Annotated in this window: 13 protein-coding genes, 1 tRNA gene and 1 pseudogene; 6 read left to right on the top strand and 9 right to left on the bottom strand. The window is 45.5% G+C overall.

Annotated elements, in window-relative coordinates:
* Positions 1–103: 103 nt before the first annotated feature.
* Positions 104–1,583: pseudogene (tnpC, locus tag QUA53_RS23720) on the bottom strand (IS66 family transposase).
* A 297-nt stretch (positions 1,584–1,880) separates the two neighbouring features.
* Between tnpC and QUA53_RS23715 the strand changes: the two are divergent.
* Positions 1,881–2,156: a LapA family protein gene (locus QUA53_RS23715; protein WP_333100128.1), complete on the top strand. Its 276-nt coding sequence runs from the start codon at positions 1,881–1,883 to the stop codon at positions 2,154–2,156.
* Positions 2,157–2,170: 14 nt separating this feature from the next.
* Here the strand turns inward: QUA53_RS23715 and QUA53_RS23710 are convergent, their stop codons facing one another.
* From QUA53_RS23710 to QUA53_RS23700, 3 genes are all read right to left on the bottom strand, one after another.
* Positions 2,171–3,151: a hypothetical protein gene (locus QUA53_RS23710; protein WP_333100127.1), complete on the bottom strand. Its 981-nt coding sequence runs from the start codon at positions 3,149–3,151 to the stop codon at positions 2,171–2,173.
* 154 nt (positions 3,152–3,305) lie between these two features.
* Complete coding sequence (locus tag QUA53_RS23705; protein ID WP_333066011.1) at positions 3,306–4,370, bottom strand: hypothetical protein; 1,065 nt, start codon at positions 4,368–4,370, stop codon at positions 3,306–3,308.
* A gap of 559 nt (positions 4,371–4,929) precedes the next feature.
* Positions 4,930–5,604, bottom strand: coding sequence for an Npun_F0813 family protein (locus QUA53_RS23700; RefSeq protein ID WP_333100125.1), 675 nt, complete (start codon positions 5,602–5,604; stop codon positions 4,930–4,932).
* 934 nt (positions 5,605–6,538) lie between these two features.
* On the opposite strand from QUA53_RS23700, the gene QUA53_RS23695 reads away from it, so the two are divergent.
* The 4 genes from QUA53_RS23695 to QUA53_RS23680 all read left to right on the top strand — a co-directional run bounded on the left by QUA53_RS23695 (position 6,539) and on the right by QUA53_RS23680 (position 10,696).
* Positions 6,539–6,612 (top strand) — tRNA-Arg (locus QUA53_RS23695).
* A gap of 345 nt (positions 6,613–6,957) precedes the next feature.
* Positions 6,958–8,586: a site-2 protease family protein gene (locus QUA53_RS23690; protein ID WP_333100124.1), complete on the top strand. Its 1,629-nt coding sequence runs from the start codon at positions 6,958–6,960 to the stop codon at positions 8,584–8,586.
* Between the two features lie 241 nt (positions 8,587–8,827).
* The gene (locus QUA53_RS23685) at positions 8,828–9,778 is read left to right on the top strand and encodes a hypothetical protein (protein ID WP_333100123.1); all 951 of its coding nucleotides are present in this window, start codon (positions 8,828–8,830) and stop codon (positions 9,776–9,778) included.
* Between the two features lie 138 nt (positions 9,779–9,916).
* Positions 9,917–10,696: a hypothetical protein gene (locus tag QUA53_RS23680; protein WP_333100122.1), complete on the top strand. Its 780-nt coding sequence runs from the start codon at positions 9,917–9,919 to the stop codon at positions 10,694–10,696.
* A gap of 129 nt (positions 10,697–10,825) precedes the next feature.
* Here QUA53_RS23680 and QUA53_RS23675 read toward each other — a convergent pair whose 3' ends face one another.
* The 3 genes from QUA53_RS23675 to glpX form a co-directional block, all read right to left on the bottom strand.
* Positions 10,826–13,846 carry a UPF0182 family protein gene (locus QUA53_RS23675; RefSeq protein ID WP_333100121.1) on the bottom strand — a complete coding sequence of 1,007 codons (3,021 nt, stop codon included), beginning with the start codon at positions 13,844–13,846 and terminating at the stop codon, positions 10,826–10,828.
* Between the two features lie 297 nt (positions 13,847–14,143).
* Positions 14,144–15,436, bottom strand: a complete 1,293-nt coding sequence (locus tag QUA53_RS23670) for a glutamyl-tRNA reductase (RefSeq protein ID WP_333100120.1) — start codon at positions 15,434–15,436, stop codon at positions 14,144–14,146.
* A gap of 145 nt (positions 15,437–15,581) precedes the next feature.
* Complete coding sequence (glpX, locus tag QUA53_RS23665) at positions 15,582–16,619, bottom strand: class II fructose-bisphosphatase (RefSeq protein WP_333065996.1); 1,038 nt, start codon at positions 16,617–16,619, stop codon at positions 15,582–15,584.
* Between the two features lie 494 nt (positions 16,620–17,113).
* On the opposite strand from glpX, the gene QUA53_RS23660 reads away from it, so the two are divergent.
* Positions 17,114–17,731 carry a CP12 domain-containing protein gene (locus QUA53_RS23660; RefSeq protein ID WP_333100119.1) on the top strand — a complete coding sequence of 206 codons (618 nt, stop codon included), beginning with the start codon at positions 17,114–17,116 and terminating at the stop codon, positions 17,729–17,731.
* A 113-nt stretch (positions 17,732–17,844) separates the two neighbouring features.
* Here QUA53_RS23660 and QUA53_RS23655 read toward each other — a convergent pair whose 3' ends face one another.
* Together QUA53_RS23655 and QUA53_RS23650 are read right to left on the bottom strand one after the other, a co-directional pair.
* The gene (locus tag QUA53_RS23655) at positions 17,845–18,231 is read right to left on the bottom strand and encodes a VOC family protein (RefSeq protein WP_333100118.1); all 387 of its coding nucleotides are present in this window, start codon (positions 18,229–18,231) and stop codon (positions 17,845–17,847) included.
* Between the two features lie 149 nt (positions 18,232–18,380).
* Positions 18,381–19,049 (bottom strand): SOS response-associated peptidase, encoded by a 669-nt coding sequence (locus QUA53_RS23650; RefSeq protein ID WP_333100117.1) that lies wholly within the window; start codon positions 19,047–19,049, stop codon positions 18,381–18,383.
* Between the last annotated feature and the right edge of the window lie 176 nt (positions 19,050–19,225).

The raw sequence follows: 19,225 nt of genomic DNA, 5'->3' as shown, positions 1-19,225 counted from the left end.
GTGAGGTGCGCCAAGCGCACCTTACGTATTTTTTATAACTCTGGCAAAGCCTCTGAACATTAATCGTCGATACTGCTGGGCCAGTTATATATTTGGTAAGGATTCAGGTCGAAAATTGAGGTATCAAAGATGGAGCGTGCAAATCAGGGTTGACTATGGCTTTTATGGCTTGCTCAAAAAATTGAATAACGGAACGTCCTTGGCGACGACAGGTTTGGATAACAGTCAATAAATTGGCAGTATGTTGGAACCGTTCCATTGAACGGGAACCGCCACTGACTTTTCTTTTTGTGACCGCTCTCACGTAGCGTTCGTTCTGCAAGATTATTATCAGGAGGTATCTCTGGGTGGGCTAGAAAATACCACCATTGGTGTGCTTTGTTTTGTAACGAGCGTAAAAGCTTACCTGCTTCCCCTCTGGCTTTACTAATCCATTCACTAATGTACGAATTAACTTTGGCTTGAAAGTCAGATGCCCAACTAAAGAATTCAAGAATGTTTTGTGTTTGTTGGAATAAAGCGTAGTTTTTAAATGCTTCATCTATCAGGTTGACAAACTTTTCCCCAATTTCTTGGTTATTTAAGCCTGGAAGTTTAATCAGCTTCTTGAAGTGACGGCGTAAATGGGCCAAGCATTTCTGTTGGGCTTTGACATCATAGCCGTTATAGACAGAATAATCATCAGAACTAAGTACACCGTCGTACTTGCATCCCAGGATAGATTCTAATTCAGCGCGAGAACGAGTGTCTGCGGCGTGAAACAAGGCAAAGTCGGTGTTGGCAAAAATCCACAACCATTCTTTTACGCCTTTGATCGCCCAAGGTGTTTCATCGGAATGGATATTTGGCTGCGTCTGTTGTATCCACTCTTTGAGAGAGTTAACACTTTTATTAACTGCACTATCTATTCTTTCATTTGTGGTTACTAGGGTTCCTACCCCGATTTCTATTTGACCCAGTTCCCACAAAAGTTCTTGCTGCTTTTCATAAGGCAAATGCCCGTAATTATTTATCCACCCTAAAAAGGCTTGAAGTCTTATCCCGATATCTTGTCCAGGGACTATATCTGGTGACCAGTCTGCTGTTTTTTCCTTTCCACACTGCTGGCAAACACAAGTATGACGATGATATTCAACTATTTCTATTGGGCGTTCTACTAACTGTGCAACTTGTTGTATTTCAACTTTTATCGGTTCAAGTGAAAAACCACTCATCCCACAACACTCACAAAACTGTGGACGTAAAATTTCACACCTATCTACCCTTCCAAATCCTTTACGAGTTTTACCTGGATGTCCTGGTTGTCCTCCAGGCTTCCGTTTCGTCGTTTCACCCTCTTGATTATTTTCCTTTTGTTTCTTTTGAGATTTTTTGAGGAGATCCCCCGATGGGGGTTTCGATGATGTTTTACTATCTAAATCTCTACTGACCTTGAGTTTCTCTACTTCTTGTTCTAGTTCTAAAATTCTGGAGTTTAGTTTCTTTGTAGCGCTCGCCAGCTCGACAATGATGTTCACCAGTTGTTCGCGAGCCAACTGGAGAAGGGTTTCACGCTCTAGTTTCAGAAGCAGGTCTTTTTCCATAATTGTGATACTCCACCTCAAATGTCACACTTGTCAATACCCCCTTGACCTGAATCCTTACTATATTTGCAATACACTTGGATTTGTTTGAGTTTGGGGATTGTAAATTTATTTATGTTTGTTTAAGTTTTAATTAATTAAGAAAAGTTCTCTATTTTTTCTGTTTCTACTTGACTTTTCCCCTAATCTTATTGTAGATTATTATATAATGGGGTGTGTGCAAAAATAAAAATTTTCTACATAATTTTAATTATAAAAAAAGTATACAAGTTAAATTATTAGCCTGTCAACCGATTTATGAAAACAATTCCTCTGCTCGCCATTAGTTTTTTACTAGCAATTTTAGTAAGCGCGATCGGCATTATCTCAGTGCAGAACGCCGCCCCAGTATCCTTAAACTTTATCTTTTTTCAATCGATACAACTGCCGGTAGGAATAGTATTAGCAATGAGCCTGAGTGCAGGACTGATCGGAGGTGCGCTACTGCAACCGCTGTGGAACATTTCAGATTCCCAAAACTCACGTCCTAAATTTCAGGCAAATCCAGAAGAATCGGACACCGTACAATATTAAATAGATTTGATCCCTTAGAGGGAATATACCTGACCGTCAATCAGCAGCCGAGTAATTCCCTTAGCTCGCAAATAAGGCGCTGCTTTTTGCAGCATACTGCTGTCAGGAATCTTGAAAACCCTTTGATTGCGAGTAGCAAATCGGCGCGCCACTCGGTGATTGTCAAAAACTGCCAGGGTTTTCTCGCGAATTTCCGCCGCCGGAATTTGACCAAGTTCGCCAAAAGCTTTTAGAGGTCTGGTGATTAACTCGGCTGCCCGATCGACCACCAAATAACAAATTTTGGGCATAGATGCTTCACTTAAAGGCAAAACTTGAATTAGTCCTGTTCCCCGAAGCTCGATCAACTCGCCCGACGATAGTGAACCCAGGAGACTGCCTTCAAACAGAGAGTCTTCATCCTCTACATCTTCGTCGAAGTCGTCATCTAAATCGTCTTCATCATCCTCATCCTCGTCGTCCTCGAAATCCCTAAAGTCTTCACCTGCCAGCAGCCCTTCTGCTGGCAGCATTGCCTTTAGTTCACCAGTCACAACAGCGCGGTGGCTTTGATCTGCAATATTGGCTGCTTTGGCATCTGGCAAATCAGAAACATCCAAATCCGACTCTCTATTCCCTCGAATTTCGAGTTCTGCAACTGGTTCAGGGACTGATCCAGAACGCTTTCGGATTGTCGGTCTCGAATTTGAGGCTGACTGCAGGACAGGGGCTGACTCCGACAGGGGAACAGCTACAGGATTGATTGCGGCATCTGCTGACGACTCAGTAGTCGCCTCTGTGGGTTCAGAAACACTGCTGCGATCGGACAAACGCTTTTGTTTTTGCTGGACTAGAAATTCGTATTCCGGCTCCGACAAAGCACCCTGAAGGATGCGCCTCACAGTCGAACTGCTCACTCCGTAGCGCTTTGCCAGAGTGATAGTATTCTCGTTGGACTGTCGGTACAGCCTGATGAGTTCGCGTTTGTCTGAATCGGAGAGTTTTGTAGGCGTCATGCCAAGTTTCCCAGCAAAAAGACGTGAAAAGACGCAGGCTAGCGGTCAGCGAACTGTGATTCTTCGTTTTCGATTTCAAGCTCAGAGATGCCGACAAGGGCAAAAAAGCTTTCGCATCCCCATCGCTTGCCAAAGCAACCCCAATCTCCAATCCCTACGCTGCGCGACGAGTGCGCCTGCTCTGGCGAGAACGGGTTGAGATGTCATGTTCCAAGATAGCTCCAATTCCGAACAGGATGGCGCTGAAAACAAAAAAGACTTCCAGCAAACTGCCGCTTTGATAACTACCCTCAGCCTGAGTATCGCGCCATTTAAAGTACATATCTGCGATGTAAAGCGAAAAAGTTGCAGCCGCAATCATTCTCCAAGATTGGGAAAAACGTCCTCCCCAAAATGCCAGCAGCAGTGCCGTAGCAATAATTAGCAGAAAAACGTCCCCAACGATGTAAAACAAATTTATTGCGTTTTTGTGAGGCGCCAGTTGCTTGTCAAGTGCCATCACCCATGCCGGAGCTTTGATTTCTGCTGCTGCTTCTTCTTCCTGGAGTGCGGATGCAGGATCGGTCGCTGTTGCTCCTTTTGCCTGTATCTTGGACGAATTTTCCAAACCCGGCGCTCTTTCTGTGGCAGCGGTTGCTGGTGCAGATGTCACTACTTCTTCTTGAGTGGCTGCCGGAGCCATTCCTAGCTGGGCCCTCCAAGAGTCAGGTGCAGCAACCCAGATAGCTACCGCAATCCCAAAGGCTGCAATTCCCGCTAACAAACCCCACTGCCAAATTTCTAGATTCAGTCGCTTGGAAGTCACAGCTACAACCATGCCCCCGATCAGGACTACATAGCTGCCCAGATAAAACGCATCTGCGGGAGACACGTCCGGGTCTAACCCGAAATAGAGTTCCCAAATCCCGAACAGGACGCCGGCTATGAAATAGAACAGCATCCCCAGACCTATGCCCAGCCAGACGTTGCGCCCACTGACCATGTGGGGGCTTTGCCAGTTTCTAAAACAGACTAAAGCCGCCCCGAAATATGCTCCGCATTCAAAAATATAAGTGCCGATCGAGTACCAAAGAGGTAAACCCTCTTCTGCTGAGAGGGGGACGCTGAACAGCAAAAAGAACAGCAGCGCCATTACAGCCCAGACAATGCCCGCAATCACTAGGGTCTGAGCTGACAGTAAAGATGAAGATGTAGATGACTTTTCTGAAGTGCTACTCATAGGGATTCCACGAGACCTAACTAGCGGTTGAACGCACCCCATCTCAATCTTTGATTGTAGATGAGGATTCTTTCGCCAAAAAACCTTAAAAAACCTTGCTCTGACGCTTCCGGAATAACTGGCGTCCTCAGTGTGTAGTCGGGACTTGGAGCCTCGTACACTCTAGAAAGACTAAGCAAGAATAATATCTATTTACTAATTCAATAAATTAGTCGTTAGTCGATCTTGTACCCGGAAATATAATGATAGAAATACGGTATATGTCTCCACCCTTAAGGTTTTTACAGTACCCAATCTATCTCTGAAATTCTAACCTTAAAGGTTGAGGTATCGGTTTTTTGGCTTTCACACTCCCCCACTCATATCAATAATTCGGGGTGGGGACTGCGATCGAAACTTAGTTAAATTGCCAGACCATAGGTGGCATCCAAACCGAATCAACAATTTGGTTGGTCAATACAAGTTGGCAACCCAACCTGTATATCCCCTACCCCCTACAGTGCAATTATCTAAGCTAAATTATCTCAGTCCAATTGTCTGAGCAATTGTCAAAGATTTTCTATCCTACGATCCACAATTTGTTCAGGGCTGATTGTTTCAGCCAATCTAGAAACTGAGTCCGATCCGGGGCTGGCATATCTTGCAGCACATCGCTGACTCCCTCAGCGAAGTCCGTATTGCCAAAATATGATTTCCCCAAACGGTGGAGTTCTTGCAATAAAGTTTTGAGATGTTGCTCTTGCCAAGCAGGCACCTTGTGATTTTGCAAGGGACTAACGGTTAGCCAATTTTTGATCGCATCAGGGGAGTCTGCCTGGGGGAAGTTTCCCTGCTGAAATACCTTGGCGATATCTTTCTGAAACGATGTGGCTTGCCTTGCGCCTAAGAGGTCTTCTACATCGAAGTAAACAGCTTGGAGAAGCAGCAGACAACCCTGCGCGAACAGCGGTGCTTTGGCTGCTTCATTACCTGCCGGTTCTTCACCGGCAAGCTGATCTAAACGGACTTTTCCCCAGACGCTATATCGATCCGGCTCTTCTAGCAGAACACAGGCTTTGCCTCGGTTGTCGGTTAAGTCCCGCCACAAGGCTCTGGCGTCTTCTGCTTGCTTGCCGTTGAAGGCGCTGATTAGGCGAAAAGTCTGCCCCTGATAATTGAGAATGGGAATTTGTTGATCCCGTTTTGGGTGTTGAAAATTGGTTATTTCAACATCCTGCCGTTTCAGAATAAACATGACACTGCGATTTGACTCCTGTCATGGCCGAGGTGCTGTGCTTTTGACACTCCCCATGCCTAAAGGCGAGGGGATTCTTGATTCAGCGAGTCCACTTAAATTAGCAGGATTGCTCCCGATCACCCAGAGATGGTTCTCTCCTCAAGCGTTCCGATACTTTTTTGCTAACCAATGCTAACAAGTATCTAAGCTGAGATTGTCTCTCAACCTTGCGTATCAATCAATGCACGAAGGAAAATCCCCCGCCCACAATTTACAACTGCTGTACTGGCAACGCTTGATTTTCGCGCTCGTGCCGAGCGGTCGATTGACTGTTTTGCTTTGATGCCGTAGAGGAAGCTTATATAGAGGCTCCGTACCATCAGGGATTTTCACCTGAGTCTTTCAATCTAGTTCTACCACATTTTTATTAAATATCAAGTCGAGCAGAATGTTAGCAAACATAACTAAACATCAGCCAATTAGTCATTCTGTCTCAACTCATACCTAAGATTAGGGGACGATCTCTGGTTTTTCGCTAAGGCGGTCAGCGTTTTAGGCTTTGTCACTAGGGGATGTTAACATAACCGAAATCTGGAAAAAAGCACCTGTGACTCTTGTCCAGTCTGAGCTGGGTCTTAATTTGGGGAGAGATGCGATCGACCAAATATTTGTGTTTTACCTCGACCTCTACATACTTTACCCGAGTTCTCGTCCTACCTAGTTTTGATTGTAAATTTACAATTGTGCTGTTTGCAGGTGAGTCCCTCCAATTTTTGTCAGATACAGTCTTGGAGGCACAGAAACTCTCATAACCTTGGTTTTTTTCCCGAACCATCCCGCTGCACGCCAGATTTTTGTAGATCAAAGCGGTTTCTGCGTAAGTCATCACATAATTTACTTGCTCGATCGCACACTGCACCTATACAATAATGTTGTTAGGAATTTTTGAGTTGGGTGCGTAACTCAGTTGGATAGAGTAGCTGCCTTCTAAGCAGCGAGCCGCAGGTTCAAGTCCTGCCGTACCCGTTACACAAAATTAATGATATCAAGGGTTTCAGCACTTTTATACCGCCAAGGAAAGAGCGGCTGAGATCTTATGTGCTTCGGATTTGTTTCCGATGCCTGAATCGGAAACAAATCCGAAGCAAAAGCCCCGCCTGCCAAACTGGGCGAATCTTCCTGCTTCAGGGCGCTCGACACTGATACCCTTCTGAGTACATTCTTGACACAGCCGATGTGATATCATAAAAAGTCTATTGTGTCAATAGTCTATATCCTGTGATGTTCAAACAGCACCAGCAGCAGGTTGTGGGCCGAGTAGCCCTCAGAGGTTATCCTTAGTAATCAGGCTAGTTTCCGATAGGTTTGGATATGTTCCCAACAACTCTCTTTCATATTCCCCAAAATTTAATGCTATTACTCGACCGCAGCGCGATCGACAGATTAAAGCCCTTATTGGCGCAAGCAACCGGAATGCCTATAGTTGCATCGGAAAATACGGCAACAATTGCGCTCGTATTGGTTGCTCTGGGAATTCTGGGTTGGGGATTTTATCGCGCCAGACCTTTTGGCAAACTGGGAATTTTGGCTTGGTTGCAGTCTGTTGCGCTGATGAGTCCCTGGCTGCTGTTCTTTGGTTTGTTCGCCGCCGGAATTTACCTCAATCTAGTTGCGGTATTGTTGCTGCTCGTGGTCTCCACGGGATTGTACATTTATCTGGGCCGGCAATTGCGTAAGGCTGCATCCGATACAGTTCTCCCGCGCCCGGATACTGCTGAGGTAAAGTCCCAAAGCGATGCTTTCTCCGCTCCTGAGTCGCAGCGACCACCAGGCCAAGAAACCATTAAAATCGTCACTTCCTCGCCTGCGAATAATGAATCAGAAATAATTCCCGTTCCAGTGGAAGACCTCAAGGCAATTAAAGGCATATTTGGAATTGATACTTTCTTTGCCACAGAAACGATTCCCTATCAAGATGGGGTAATCTTGAAAGGCAATCTCCGGGGAGACCCAGAACAAGTACACTCACGTTTGACGGCAAGTTTGGAAGAAAGATTAAACGATCGCTACCGCCTATTTTTAGTAGAAAATCAGGACGATAAGCCGATAGTTATTATCTTGCCCAGCACCAACGACCCGCAGCCCACAACCGTGTCTCAAAAAATCCTAGCCGTCGTGCTGCTGCTGGCAACAATTGCTACTAGCTTAGAGACAGGCGGTTTGCTGCTAGGTTTCGATTTCTTTAACTCGCCGGCTAGATATCTAGAAGTTCTGCCAATTGCAGCCGGAATTTGGGCGGTTTTAGGCTCTGGCGAAATTGCTCGCCGAGTGCTGGCCAACCAGTACAAAGTTCGCTTGAGTTGGCCGTTTTTTATACCAACTTTGCAGATAGGTTGTTTTGGAGCGATCGACCGTTTTGAGTCGCTGCTGCCCAACCGTAAAGTTTTGTTTGACATCGCTTTTGCCGGGTCAGCGGCTGGGGGAATAGTTTCTCTGCTAATGCTGGTAACGGGTTTGCTGCTGTCTCACCCCGGCAGTCTGTTTCAAATTCCCGCAGAATTTTTTAAGGGATCTGTTTTGGTGGGAACTTTGGCAAAAGTGGTTTTGGGTTCGGGGTTGCAGCAGCAGATAGTTGACGTTCACCCGCTGGTAGTTATCGGTTGGTTGGGCTTGGTAATAACGGCAATTAATTTAATGCCGGCGGGACAGTTGGACGGGGGTAGAATTGTGCAAGCCATCTACGGTCGGAAAATAGCAAGCCGCGCTACTTTGGCGACGTTTGTGGTGCTGGCGATAGCTTCTTTAGTGAATCCTTTGGCCCTGTACTGGGCGATCGTGATTCTGATTTTACAGCGGAATCTGGAACGGCCAAGCCTCAACGAGCTGACTGAGCCTGACGACGCTCGCGCGGCTTTGGGTTTGCTAGCTTTGTTCTTGATGATTGCTGCCCTGTTGCCGTTGACTCCGGCTTTGGCGGGCCGTCTGGGCATCGGGAACTAACAGTAGTCTGGCATCTTTGGTAATAGGCTCTTGGGTTGCGGTAAATTAGTGGAATCTAGGAATTGACCGATCGAACTGGGGAACTGAAGGGCGATCGGGTTCCTAACTACTAATTTCCAATTAAGACCGCCGCCCAGGGCAATTTATCTACTACCAAAAGTTGATTTTTTTATAACCCAAAATTTGTTTAAACTTGATCGATTAAGTTTAAATAACTTATCTGAGCCTATAGGATAAAGTCATGGCTAATCAACTTCCTCCTGTATTGGTAACTTTTGATGCAGATGTTTTAATGACTGGCAGAACCCAAGTGTGGCAAGAATATGCCAAGGTGGGAACTTGCTATATCCCGGAAGTAGTGTACGACGAAATAGATCGTCTGACCGGGCAAGCGGTGGAAAAAGAGCAAGAGCAAGTAGCTAGAGAGTTTATGCGATTTTTTGCCGACAGTGGCTGGATTGCAACTGACGCTCAGGAAACACACCGAGCTCTCGAACCTTCGATCAAAAATCAAAGCAAGCCAGCAATGCTGGTAGTGGCGACGGCTCAGTGCGTTTACGGTTTGGCGACCGAACACCCGGAGGCATTGGTGATTTTTGTGTCCAACAGCCAGCCTCTGCTGAAGCGGCTGGCTTCTGTAGGCGCTACGAATCTCTGCGGGATTACCGGGGCGATGCTGTTAAATTGGGCGAGGAAAGGAGAACGCCCGCCTGCAGCGACTCAGCAATTGCAAAGTTTGATGCGTACCCTCGCCGAACGCAAATCGACTCAGCGCCCTAACAGCAGAATTCAGGATGCTGCTGTTGGTCAAACGGGGGCTTCTGTTAGCAAGTTAACGGGAACCCGTGGCGCTTCTGAATTGAAGTCGGTCAGCAGTTTTACTAAAACTCATAAAACGGATTTGACTGAGAAGCGCAGTGCGAGTTCGCGACCCAAAACGCCGCGGCGCAATCGCGAGGAGTCGAGAGATTACGAGCCGGCTGTATATCGCATAAAACATATTACACCTCCGAAAAAAAGGAACAGCGGTTTTCTGTCTACTGTGTTCAATTTTTTGGGAGCGTTATTTTTCTTAACGGTAGCGGTAGGTATTTTGTGGCGAGTGTTCGATGTTAGGGGTTTTAGAAAGACTTTTGTGCCGGCTCTACCGCAGCCTGTGCAACAATTTGTTAAGTCGATCGACCCTAAATAATCTGCTTTTCTGAAAATATCACCTTCTGATCCGGCTAAGTTGTGCTTGCGGTCATCGTTAATCTTGCACCTTGGGAAACTGGGATAGCACGCTTGGTTGACAAATCGCTTCCCTCCCTTAAATATAGCGGTAAGGTTCTTGTGGCGTCCCCTAGGGTTAGAATTTCTAGTCTTAGTCCGCTGGGAATTTTCAACGGCTTATACAACAGAAGATGAACGCTTCACTTTGCCGCTCCAAAAATCCATCGCCATGCTGAAATGGAACGCAATCATTAGTGGATTAGCACTGGCTTTGGCGGGTTTTGCTTATGCTTTAGTATTTTTTGTACTTCTTCCCTTCAGACAGTACGATTATGCAGCACCACCTGGGGCAATAGCAATGGCGATCGCCCTTACTCTAGCCATGAATTGGCTACTATCTGCATCGTTGCTAACTGGCTGGAGTTGGGTGGCTGCATTATTTTGTTTTCAGATAGCCCTCATGTTTTTTGGTAGCGTGTTTCTGGAAGATGGGCTGTACCTGCCAAATTTGTTGTTTTTTGGAACAATGATGGTAGGATATACGAGCGTTTATACCAGTTTTTCACAACAAAAAACACTGGCAACTGTGGGTTTATGTACAGTATTTTTTCTAGCTTCAATGTACTTGTTTTTGATTGGTGGCTGTGCGATAAAAGGCAAAAATCCGTTTCAGGGTTCTTCTACCCAGATGCTGCCACTGTTGAACCAAAGGGTAGAAATTATCACCGACAATCCCAAACAATTGTATTTGAATGGCAAAACAGGCGAACTCACGCATATTAACCGTTATGAGGTGACAGTGAAACTAGATTCTGGAGGAGACGAGAGATTGATGTGGCCCTATGTCGATGTGTGGTGGCAGGATATTAAGGCTGCTAGCGAACAGAAATCGCAGTAATTTATCTCGTTTCCGCTGGCATCGGAATAATAAAATCGAGTCAATACTTAACACTCAACCATTCAGTTTTTCAGCCCAGAGTCAACAGTCAATAGTCAACAATCATGATGAGTGCAACCCGAATTTATATCATTTATTTAACGCGGGTGCTGTTCCTTCTAGAGGTCGAATAATGACTGGTTTATTAGTAGATTTTTGCTGAAAAAGTGCCTTGAGGGCCAACTCAAGATTTTCTGCCATGACGATGCGGTTTTCGTAGGCAGCAATAACTCTAATTAAAGTTGGCAAACTATTGCGTTCCGCTTCTAAATAAAGAGGTTCCACATACAATAAAGATTGTTCTATGGGAATTACTAATAAGTTTCCTTGAAGTGCTTTGGAACCCTGGCGATTCCAGAGAGATATTTGTTCGGAAATAATGGGATCTTGGTTAATTAAAGCTTCTATTTGTTCCGGACCGTAAACCAATCGCTGTTTGGGAAATAAATACAACAGCAATTTTCCGTACTCGCTACCATCCGATCGCCCTGCAATCCAAGCAATTAAATTATTGCGACTTACTGGTGTAAATGGGAGGAGCAAAATAAATTCTTCTGCTGTTTCCGTTGGCAGTTTTGTAATCAAATAATACGGTGCTACGGGCTGCTGTTCGCTGCCATAAATTTCATTGGGAACTCGCCACAAATCCTCTCGATTGTAAAATACTTGCGGGTCTTCCATATGATAAGTTAGCAAGCGTTCTGATTGAATGCTGAACAAATCTACTGGATATCGGATATGTTTTCGGAGAGCGGGAGGCATTTTGTCAAGGGGTTTGAAGAGTCCGGGAAAGATAGCAATCCAACTGTTAATAATCGGATCGGAGGGATAGGCAACGTAGAAGTCAACAGACCCGTTGTAGGCATCAATCACTACTTTGACGGAGTTACGGATGTAGTTAAACTCATGATTGCCCGGATCGGAATACGGATAGCGATCGCTCGCTGTATAGGCATCGATAATCCAGTAAAGATAGTTGGGGGATTTATCAGTAGCTGAGGGTGAAGGTTTAATCTCGTTGCCCTTTTCATCTCTTTCTTTTTCTATATCATCATTGCTAAGATTGGCGTTTGCTACTACTAAATACGGGTCGGAATCGTAGCGCAAAAAAGGAGCGATCGCCCGGACTCTTTTATTAATATTGCGACGGTACAGCAATTTAGTTTCTGGCGTAAAATTGCGCGTCAGTGCCATTTGCCAATTTTTAAGATAATTAGCAAACAGCCAGCGTCGCCACATAGAACCGATCGCAATTCCGCCCCTACCGCTGTAAGTATTGTAAACATTGTCTTCGCCGCTGGGATAGTCAAATTCTTCGACTTTTGTAGGCGCCATCGCGTCTGTATCGGTGATTTCGCCGTAGTAAATTCGCGGGTAGCCGATCGGAATACTGGCCCGAATTTGATCGCTAGTTACTTCCAAAGCAGTCTTTCCTTTGTGGGCTGCAACTCCAATATCTTTGACAAAATAATCTGGTAAACCGCCGACACCGACTGTATTTACCGGAGAAAGAGTAAAGCCGTAACCGTGAGTGTAAACCAGGTGTTTGTTCACCCAAGTTTGAGCTTCGGGGGCAACTGCTGTGTAATCTAATTCCCGCGCTGCCAAAAACACTTGTTGGCTTTCAGAATCTCCCTTTTTTGCTTTTTCATTTTTGATTGTGTAGCGCTCGATATCGGCATCAGGGAAGGTATAATAGGGTCTGATTTGCTGTAACTGTCTATTGGTTTGCAGCAGCGGCAGCTTGTCCCACAACCGGATGTTGCTAATAGTAAGTTTATTTTTTTCTAAGTCGGCATAAGTGAGTTGGCCTGCGGGGTCAAATGTTTTTATTTCGATTTTTTTGAGGTCAAACGCTTCTTGACTGAAGGCAATGCTGCGCTGGATGTAGGGCTTTTCTCGTGCTAGTTCGTTAGGTTTAACTAGGAGTTGCTGCACAATTGTTGGCAGCAGGAAAGTTCCCAAGAAACTTAAAGTTATCCACGCTAAAATAATTTTTTTTATTAGTTCATTTTTTATTTTGAAGGGGTAAACCTGGCACAGCATCAAAAGTGCGATCGCCCCCGCTAAAATACTCAAAAATTCATAACAGGGCAGCCGCACAGTCACGTCAGCATAATTCGCCCCGTAACTAACGTCTCCCCGCGCATAGAGCAATGCGTAGCGCCCCAGCCAGTAGCGGAATGCGACAGCTAGCATTAAAGCTGCACCCAACCCGTACAAGTGCCGCTGCTGCGATCGAGAAAACCCCAAAAAGATCCCTTGAATCAGGCTATTTCCTGACAGTAAATATGTTAAAGCACAAGATACTAAACTGTACAAAAATACAACTATCAGCCCGAATCCTAGCAAATCTAAGATTGGCAAAATAAATACATAAAAGCCAATATTTTGATTGAAAATAGGGTCGGTTGTGTTAAAATTAGTAGGGTTAAAATATTGCAAAACATTTGTCCAGTGACTGACCGCAATAAATCCGATCGCCAAACTCAGAAAAATGGCGATCGCCCGCAGGCTAAAATCAGGCTTAATTGCTACAGCTAACATTGTCCCAAGCAGCAAGCCCAACTGCCACCAGTGAGAAAATAGCTGCACCGCCCCATGCTGGATTGACTCAATTCCCAAGTGCAAGGGCGGTATAGGTAAATTGTCAGCTATACCGAAATAGGCGATACTGCTTGCAGCTAACAGCCCGCAGTGAATTACTGTCAAAGTTGCGATCGAACTCAATCCGAAGACCGTCAACAGCAGCCAGGAAAAAGTAATTTGGGATTTAGCAAGAGGTAATTTGTAATTCTTCCCGGTATTCTTCCCGGTGTTGTTCGCCTTCAGTGAAGCGAATAGCGCCCCCCCAACCGACGATTTCATTTCTGCTGCGGGATGTTGCAGGTGGCTGGCTAAAGCCAAATTTCCGAGCAAAAAGACAGAAGAAACAGCAATTGCGATCGTCCCCAGCAACCCTTGAGTTTTCAGCTTTAACAAAAAAACCTGAAGATATCCAACTTCCTGAAACCACAGAATTTCTGCCGCCATGCGGGATGCCAATTCAAAAACCAGGCACAATCCTACAATCCATAAAATTAATTGATAAATTCGCCTTCTTAAAGTCATAACAATGAGCTAGAAGTAGGGACAGTGCATTGCCCATAGCTGTCAACTTAACCCGAAATATCACTCTTAGACGTAAGTCCTAGGCTAATAGCTAATACTCCTAGGTATGAAGAGTAATTAACTAATCAGTTCTTCAATCCTATGCAATAGGAATTGAGCTTGGAATCAGCGATTGAAACCCTGTCTGACTGAGAGTTGAGTGCTAAGTTGACAGCAATGGACAAATGCCTAAATCCCTACACATATAACGTCTAATTAACCGAATGTGAATCGAAAATTGAATCGAAAAAACTCCAGCTAGCTGTACTGCTGATTGACATCCACATCCAAATTAAACAGTGTTTGCAAAGTTTGCATCGCTTGCCGCCGCGCCTCAATATCCTGCTGAGCGCGCAACTGTACCATCGGATCGTGCAAAATCTTATTCACAATCCCCCTTGTTAAAGATTCAATCACGTCTTGATGTTTCTCCGAAAATTCCGAACCCAGACGCGATAAAGCTTTTTCTAACTCTTGTTCCCGAATCAATTCTATCTTATCCCGCAAACAGCTAATAGTAGGAACTGTTTCCAGACTGCGCCACCAGAGATCGAAAGCCTCTACTTCCTGTTCCAGCAAACCCTGAGCTTCCATTGCCATTTTGCGGCGGCTTTCGTGATTTTGAGCTACCACTGCTTTCAAGTCGTCCACATTAAACGATCGCACATTAGCGAGTTCATTCGCATCCGACTCAATGTTGCGCGGCACAGAAATATCCACCAACATCAAAGGGCGATTCGGGTCTAAAACAGCTTCCAATTTAGCTTTATTTAACAGTGGCTCCGTAGCTGCGGTACTGGTAAAAACCAAGTCAGAACTGGCAATTATCTGCATCATTTCCGAGAGCTGATACAGGTGCAATTCAGCATCTTTAAACTGACCGGCTAACTCTAGGGCGCCCCGCACCGAGCGGTTGACGATCGAAATATGGCTAGCTCCTTTTGAGAGCAAATGCTGCACCAAAAGCCGCGACATTTTGCCAGCACCGATAATCGCAATTTTGCTGCTTGCTAAATGCTGACCCTTCATTTGAGCCAATTCTGCTGCCGCCGAACTAATCGAAACTGCACCGGTACCGATGCTAGTTTCCGTGCGAACTCGCTTCCCTGCTGTGAGAGCTTGCTTGAACAAGCGCTCTAAAATTCTGCCTACACCTTTGTACTGCTGGGCGAGTTTGTGAGTTTGTTTCACCTGAGCCAAAATTTGTCCTTCTCCGAGAACCAAACTGTCGAGACCAGAAGCCACTCGCATCAAGTGCATCACCGCATCTTCGTGCAGCAAAATAAACAGGTGAGGACGCAAAGACTGCAAAGGAACTTTACTGCATTCTGAAAGGAACTGAATAACCTCTCGTACACCAGGCTCCGACTCGCTGGTAACAATATAAATCTCTAAGCGGTTGCAAGTGCTGAGGATGGCAACCTCTTGAATGTGCGGGTAGCCGCGCAATTGGGCGATCGCCGCTTCAACTTTCTGTTCTGGAATGCTTAGTTTTTCGCGAACTTCTACCGGCGCTGTTTTGTGGCTGAGACCTACGACTGCAATATTCATATCTGTGATTTGTCACTATTTCTTTCTTAGTTGTTAACAGTCACCTGTTATTAGTTCTTAGTTTATCGCTAATTGCTAATCATCGGTGACTGTTAACCGTTAACTGTTAATTGTTAACATTTAACTGTTAACCACTAACTAATCACTAATTCAATTGCAAAGATTTCGGCTGGTCAAACATATGGATTGTATCCACAAACCGAGCAGTTTTCGACTGAGAAGAAATTACCAAACTTTCAGTGCGAGCGCCACCGCCAAAGAAGCGAACTCCATCCATCAGCGTTCCGGGAGTAATCCCGCAAGCTGCAAACAGAACTGTTTCTCCCGATGCCAACTCTTCAGCATTGTAAATCTTGTCTGGGTCTGTGATGCCCATCTCTTTAAGTCGAGCGATATTGCTCTCTTTGCTTTCACCGATCAAACCAGTTTTTACAACTGCCGGATCGTAAATTAACTGCCCTTGGAAGTGACCGCCCAAGCAGCGCATTGCTGCTGCGGAAATCACACCTTCGGGTGCAGCGCCAATACCCATAAGTGCGTGGATGTTGGAACCAGAAAACGCGCAAGAAATCGCTGCAGAAACGTCGCCGTCGCTGATCAGCCGAACTCTTGCACCCGCTTGCCGAATTTCATTAATTAAATCTTTGTGTCGGGGGCGATCCATGACCACCACCACCAAATCTTCAATACTGCGGCCGAGACAATCAGAGATAATTTTGAGGTTTTGAGTCGGCGTTTTGCGAATATCTACATGATTCTTAGCAGCCGCAGGAGCAGCCAATTTGTTCATGTAGAAATCCGGTGCCGCAAACAAACCACCTTTTTCAGAGATTGCCAAAACTGCCATCGAACCGTTTTGACCGTAAGCGACCAGGTTAGTACCTTCGCAGGGGTCAACAGCGATGTCAATCTCGATCAATTCATCTATGTTGCAGACATCTTTGGCATCTTCGCGGGTACAAATACCTACTTGTTCGCCGATGTAAAGCATTGGTGCGTCATCGCGCTCGCCTTCGCCGATCACGATGCGACCGCGCATATGAATTTTGTTCATGCGCTCCCGCATGGCTTCTACAGCCACTCTGTCGGCTTCATCTTTCTCGCCTTTGCCCATCAAGCGAGCGGAGGCGATGGCTGCCTGCTCAACTACTTCGATAATCTCTAAACCGATTACATTGTCCACGAACTAGATCCTCCCAACTGCTGATGCGTGCCTTGTGCTCTTTTTGCACTCCCAGCCATCAAGTTTATCAGAGGCGGGGATCTCTGCGAGCGCAAGCACTTGCTTAGTTTGTGTTAACTTTTGCTTCTTTGAGACTGGGGCTGGAAAATCTGATCCCAACAAGCTCAAAGATCGATCGCCCCAATACTTCACTCTTGCTTGGAGGATCGCACGCTAGCCCCGTCTTATTAGCCCTAAATCCCGGACTTCAGAGGTTCCGGGGCAGCGAGCGGTTATTTCAGGCAACTTGTCATCCCGAATGCCGTTAAAGGTTTTATGATTAGTTTGCGATCGCACGATTTCTCAGAAACCCGGTTGCTAACCGGATTTATCGTTACTAAACCCAATATTTTGGTACAAATCGGGTTTCTGAGGGTAAGTCCTAATGATGACGAATCACATGGACAGCCGCCAATCGAGACGCACTAGACTTTATAAGCAGGAAGCAATAAAAAATGATGATGAAAGCCCAAGATATTATGACCACAGAAGTTGTTACCATTCGCGGTTCAGCAACTGTAGCTGAAGCAGTGGCGATGATGAACGATCTGTGTTTGCGCGCGTTGATTGTGGAACGCCGCCACGAACAAGATTCTTACGGCATTGTGACAGAAACGGATATTGTCTATAAAGTAGCAGCCTACGGAGTAGACCCGAAAAAAGTCCGCGTCTTCGAGATTATGACCAAACCTTGCATTACGGTGAATCCTGACTTGGGCGTGGAATACGTGGCTAGGTTGTTCGCGAATACCCGCATCCGCCGGGCGCCGGTGATTAAGGACGAGCTAGTGGGCATTATTTCGGTCACAGATATATTGACAAAAAGCGATTTTCTTGAGAAGCCGAAGAGTATTTTATTTGAGGAACAAATCGAACAGGCGATCGCAGATGCCAGAACTATCTGTGCCGAGAAAGGCGCTACTTCTAGAGAGTGCGCGGTAGCGTGGGATATTGTAGAGGAAATGCAGGCTGAGGCTTCTCACCAGCGATCGATGAAGCTTGAGAAAACGGCTTTTGACGAGTATTGCGAGGAAAATCCCGAGGCGGCTGAAGCGCGGATGTACGACAGTTAGTTTAGTCCTTAGTCATTAGTTATTAGTTATCAACTCTTATTTATGGATTGATAACTAATAGCTAACTATCGGAAAGAGCTTTTTTTCTGAGAGCCTCACGAAAAATAAAAATCTTAAGTGTTTGGCTCAGTCATACAAAACACGTTCAGCTTATTCCCGTCAAGATCGCGAAAATATCCCGCATAAAACCCCGGCAACACGCCTCTTGGCCCCGCCGCCCCTTCATCCTTAGCCCCAAGTTCGATCGCTTTGTTATAAACTAAGTTGACTTTTTCTGGACTGTCAACTTGAAGAGCTATCATTACTCCATTGCCAACAGTTGCTGTGTTACCATCAAAGGGTTTTGTAATAGCAAGTGCTGGTCGAGCGGGAGAAACGCTCCATGCGATAAATCCGTCGAATTCCATGAATCTTCGAGCGCCAATTTCAGCAAGCAAAGCATCATAAAACTTTGCTGCACTTTCAATATCGTTCGTACCGAGTGTAACGTATCCGATCATATTTTTTGTCTTCTAACTGATGTTAAGATAAAAAAATGTTTGAGCAAATAGCAATTGAGTTAAACTGATCCTTAGCCAACTAAAGCTACAGCTCAAACATCATTTTAGATCGTAACTCAAACTATCTCGGTTTTGTCCGGTCCAATGATTTATTCCCGATCGCTAATACACTCGGGAGTGTCTCTACTTGGACTGTTGACGATCGCACTTACCGCCTTTGCTTTCATAGCTTCGGAAGCATAGGGCTTTAACAGCGGCAAAACTTCCTGAGCATTTTTAACAGCAGGATCTAGCCACTGTTCCCAATCGCTGTCGGGGAGTATCACTGGCATTCGATCGTGCATCGGCTGCACTGTTTCGTTAGCAGCGGTAGTAATTATAGTGCAAGATACAATGTTTTCTTTTTCTGGAGATTCCCAATTTTCCCACAAACCGGCAAAAGCAAAAGGTTCGCCGTCTGCCTTTTGAAAATAGTAAGGCTGTTTGTTCTTTCCCTGCTGTTGCCATTCGTAGAAACCGTCAGCGACTATCAAACATCGCCTGTGCTTGATGGCGCTGCGAAAAGCAGGCTTTTCGGCTACAGTTTCCGATCGCGCATTGATCATCTTGCTGCCCATTTTCATGTCTTTTGCCCAACTTGGAATCAAACCCCAGCGCATAAATTGGAACTCTCGCTGCATTTTTTTTTCAACTGTTACTGTGGCAACTGATTGAGTGGGGGCGATATTGTATCGCGGTTTGATATCGGGAACTTCCGACAGTTTGAAGAATTCGGCGATGATTTCACCTGAAGTAGTTAAAGTGTATCGTCCACACATAATTTATAGTTGGTATTAACAAAAAGGTAGATGGGGATTTACCCTTGGGCGGGGCGGGTTTTCGAGATTATTGGTGTTAGGTAAAGATGGTTTGTAAAACCCGCCCCTTGTATCTTAAAAGAGTCAGGCGCTCAAACCGTAGATCGCAGGCTATAGAACCGCAGACACGGTTGTAA

The sequence above is a fragment of the Microcoleus sp. Pol12B3 genome, from assembly GCF_036701355.1.
In the GTDB taxonomy this organism is placed as follows: domain Bacteria; phylum Cyanobacteriota; class Cyanobacteriia; order Cyanobacteriales; family Microcoleaceae; genus Microcoleus.
Note: the sequence above shows the minus strand (reverse complement) of the source record. Positions and strands in the feature narration are given on the sequence as shown.

Excerpts from the sequence above, each read along its gene's own strand:
- QUA53_RS23710 (WP_333100127.1), bottom strand. The coding sequence starts at position 3,151 with ATGACGCCTACAAAACTCTCCGATTCAGACAAACGCGAACTCATCAGG.
- QUA53_RS23660 (WP_333100119.1), top strand. The coding sequence starts at position 17,114 with ATGATGATGAAAGCCCAAGATATTATGACCACAGAAGTTGTTACCATT.
- QUA53_RS23715 (WP_333100128.1), top strand. The coding sequence starts at position 1,881 with ATGAAAACAATTCCTCTGCTCGCCATTAGTTTTTTACTAGCAATTTTA.
- QUA53_RS23700 (WP_333100125.1), bottom strand. The coding sequence starts at position 5,604 with ATGTTTATTCTGAAACGGCAGGATGTTGAAATAACCAATTTTCAACAC.
- QUA53_RS23690 (WP_333100124.1), top strand. The coding sequence starts at position 6,958 with ATGTTCCCAACAACTCTCTTTCATATTCCCCAAAATTTAATGCTATTA.
- QUA53_RS23670 (WP_333100120.1), bottom strand. The coding sequence starts at position 15,436 with ATGAATATTGCAGTCGTAGGTCTCAGCCACAAAACAGCGCCGGTAGAA.
- QUA53_RS23685 (WP_333100123.1), top strand. The coding sequence starts at position 8,828 with ATGGCTAATCAACTTCCTCCTGTATTGGTAACTTTTGATGCAGATGTT.
- QUA53_RS23705 (WP_333066011.1), bottom strand. The coding sequence starts at position 4,370 with ATGAGTAGCACTTCAGAAAAGTCATCTACATCTTCATCTTTACTGTCA.
- QUA53_RS23675 (WP_333100121.1), bottom strand. The coding sequence starts at position 13,846 with ATGACTTTAAGAAGGCGAATTTATCAATTAATTTTATGGATTGTAGGA.
- QUA53_RS23650 (WP_333100117.1), bottom strand. The coding sequence starts at position 19,049 with ATGTGTGGACGATACACTTTAACTACTTCAGGTGAAATCATCGCCGAA.
- QUA53_RS23655 (WP_333100118.1), bottom strand. The coding sequence starts at position 18,231 with ATGATCGGATACGTTACACTCGGTACGAACGATATTGAAAGTGCAGCA.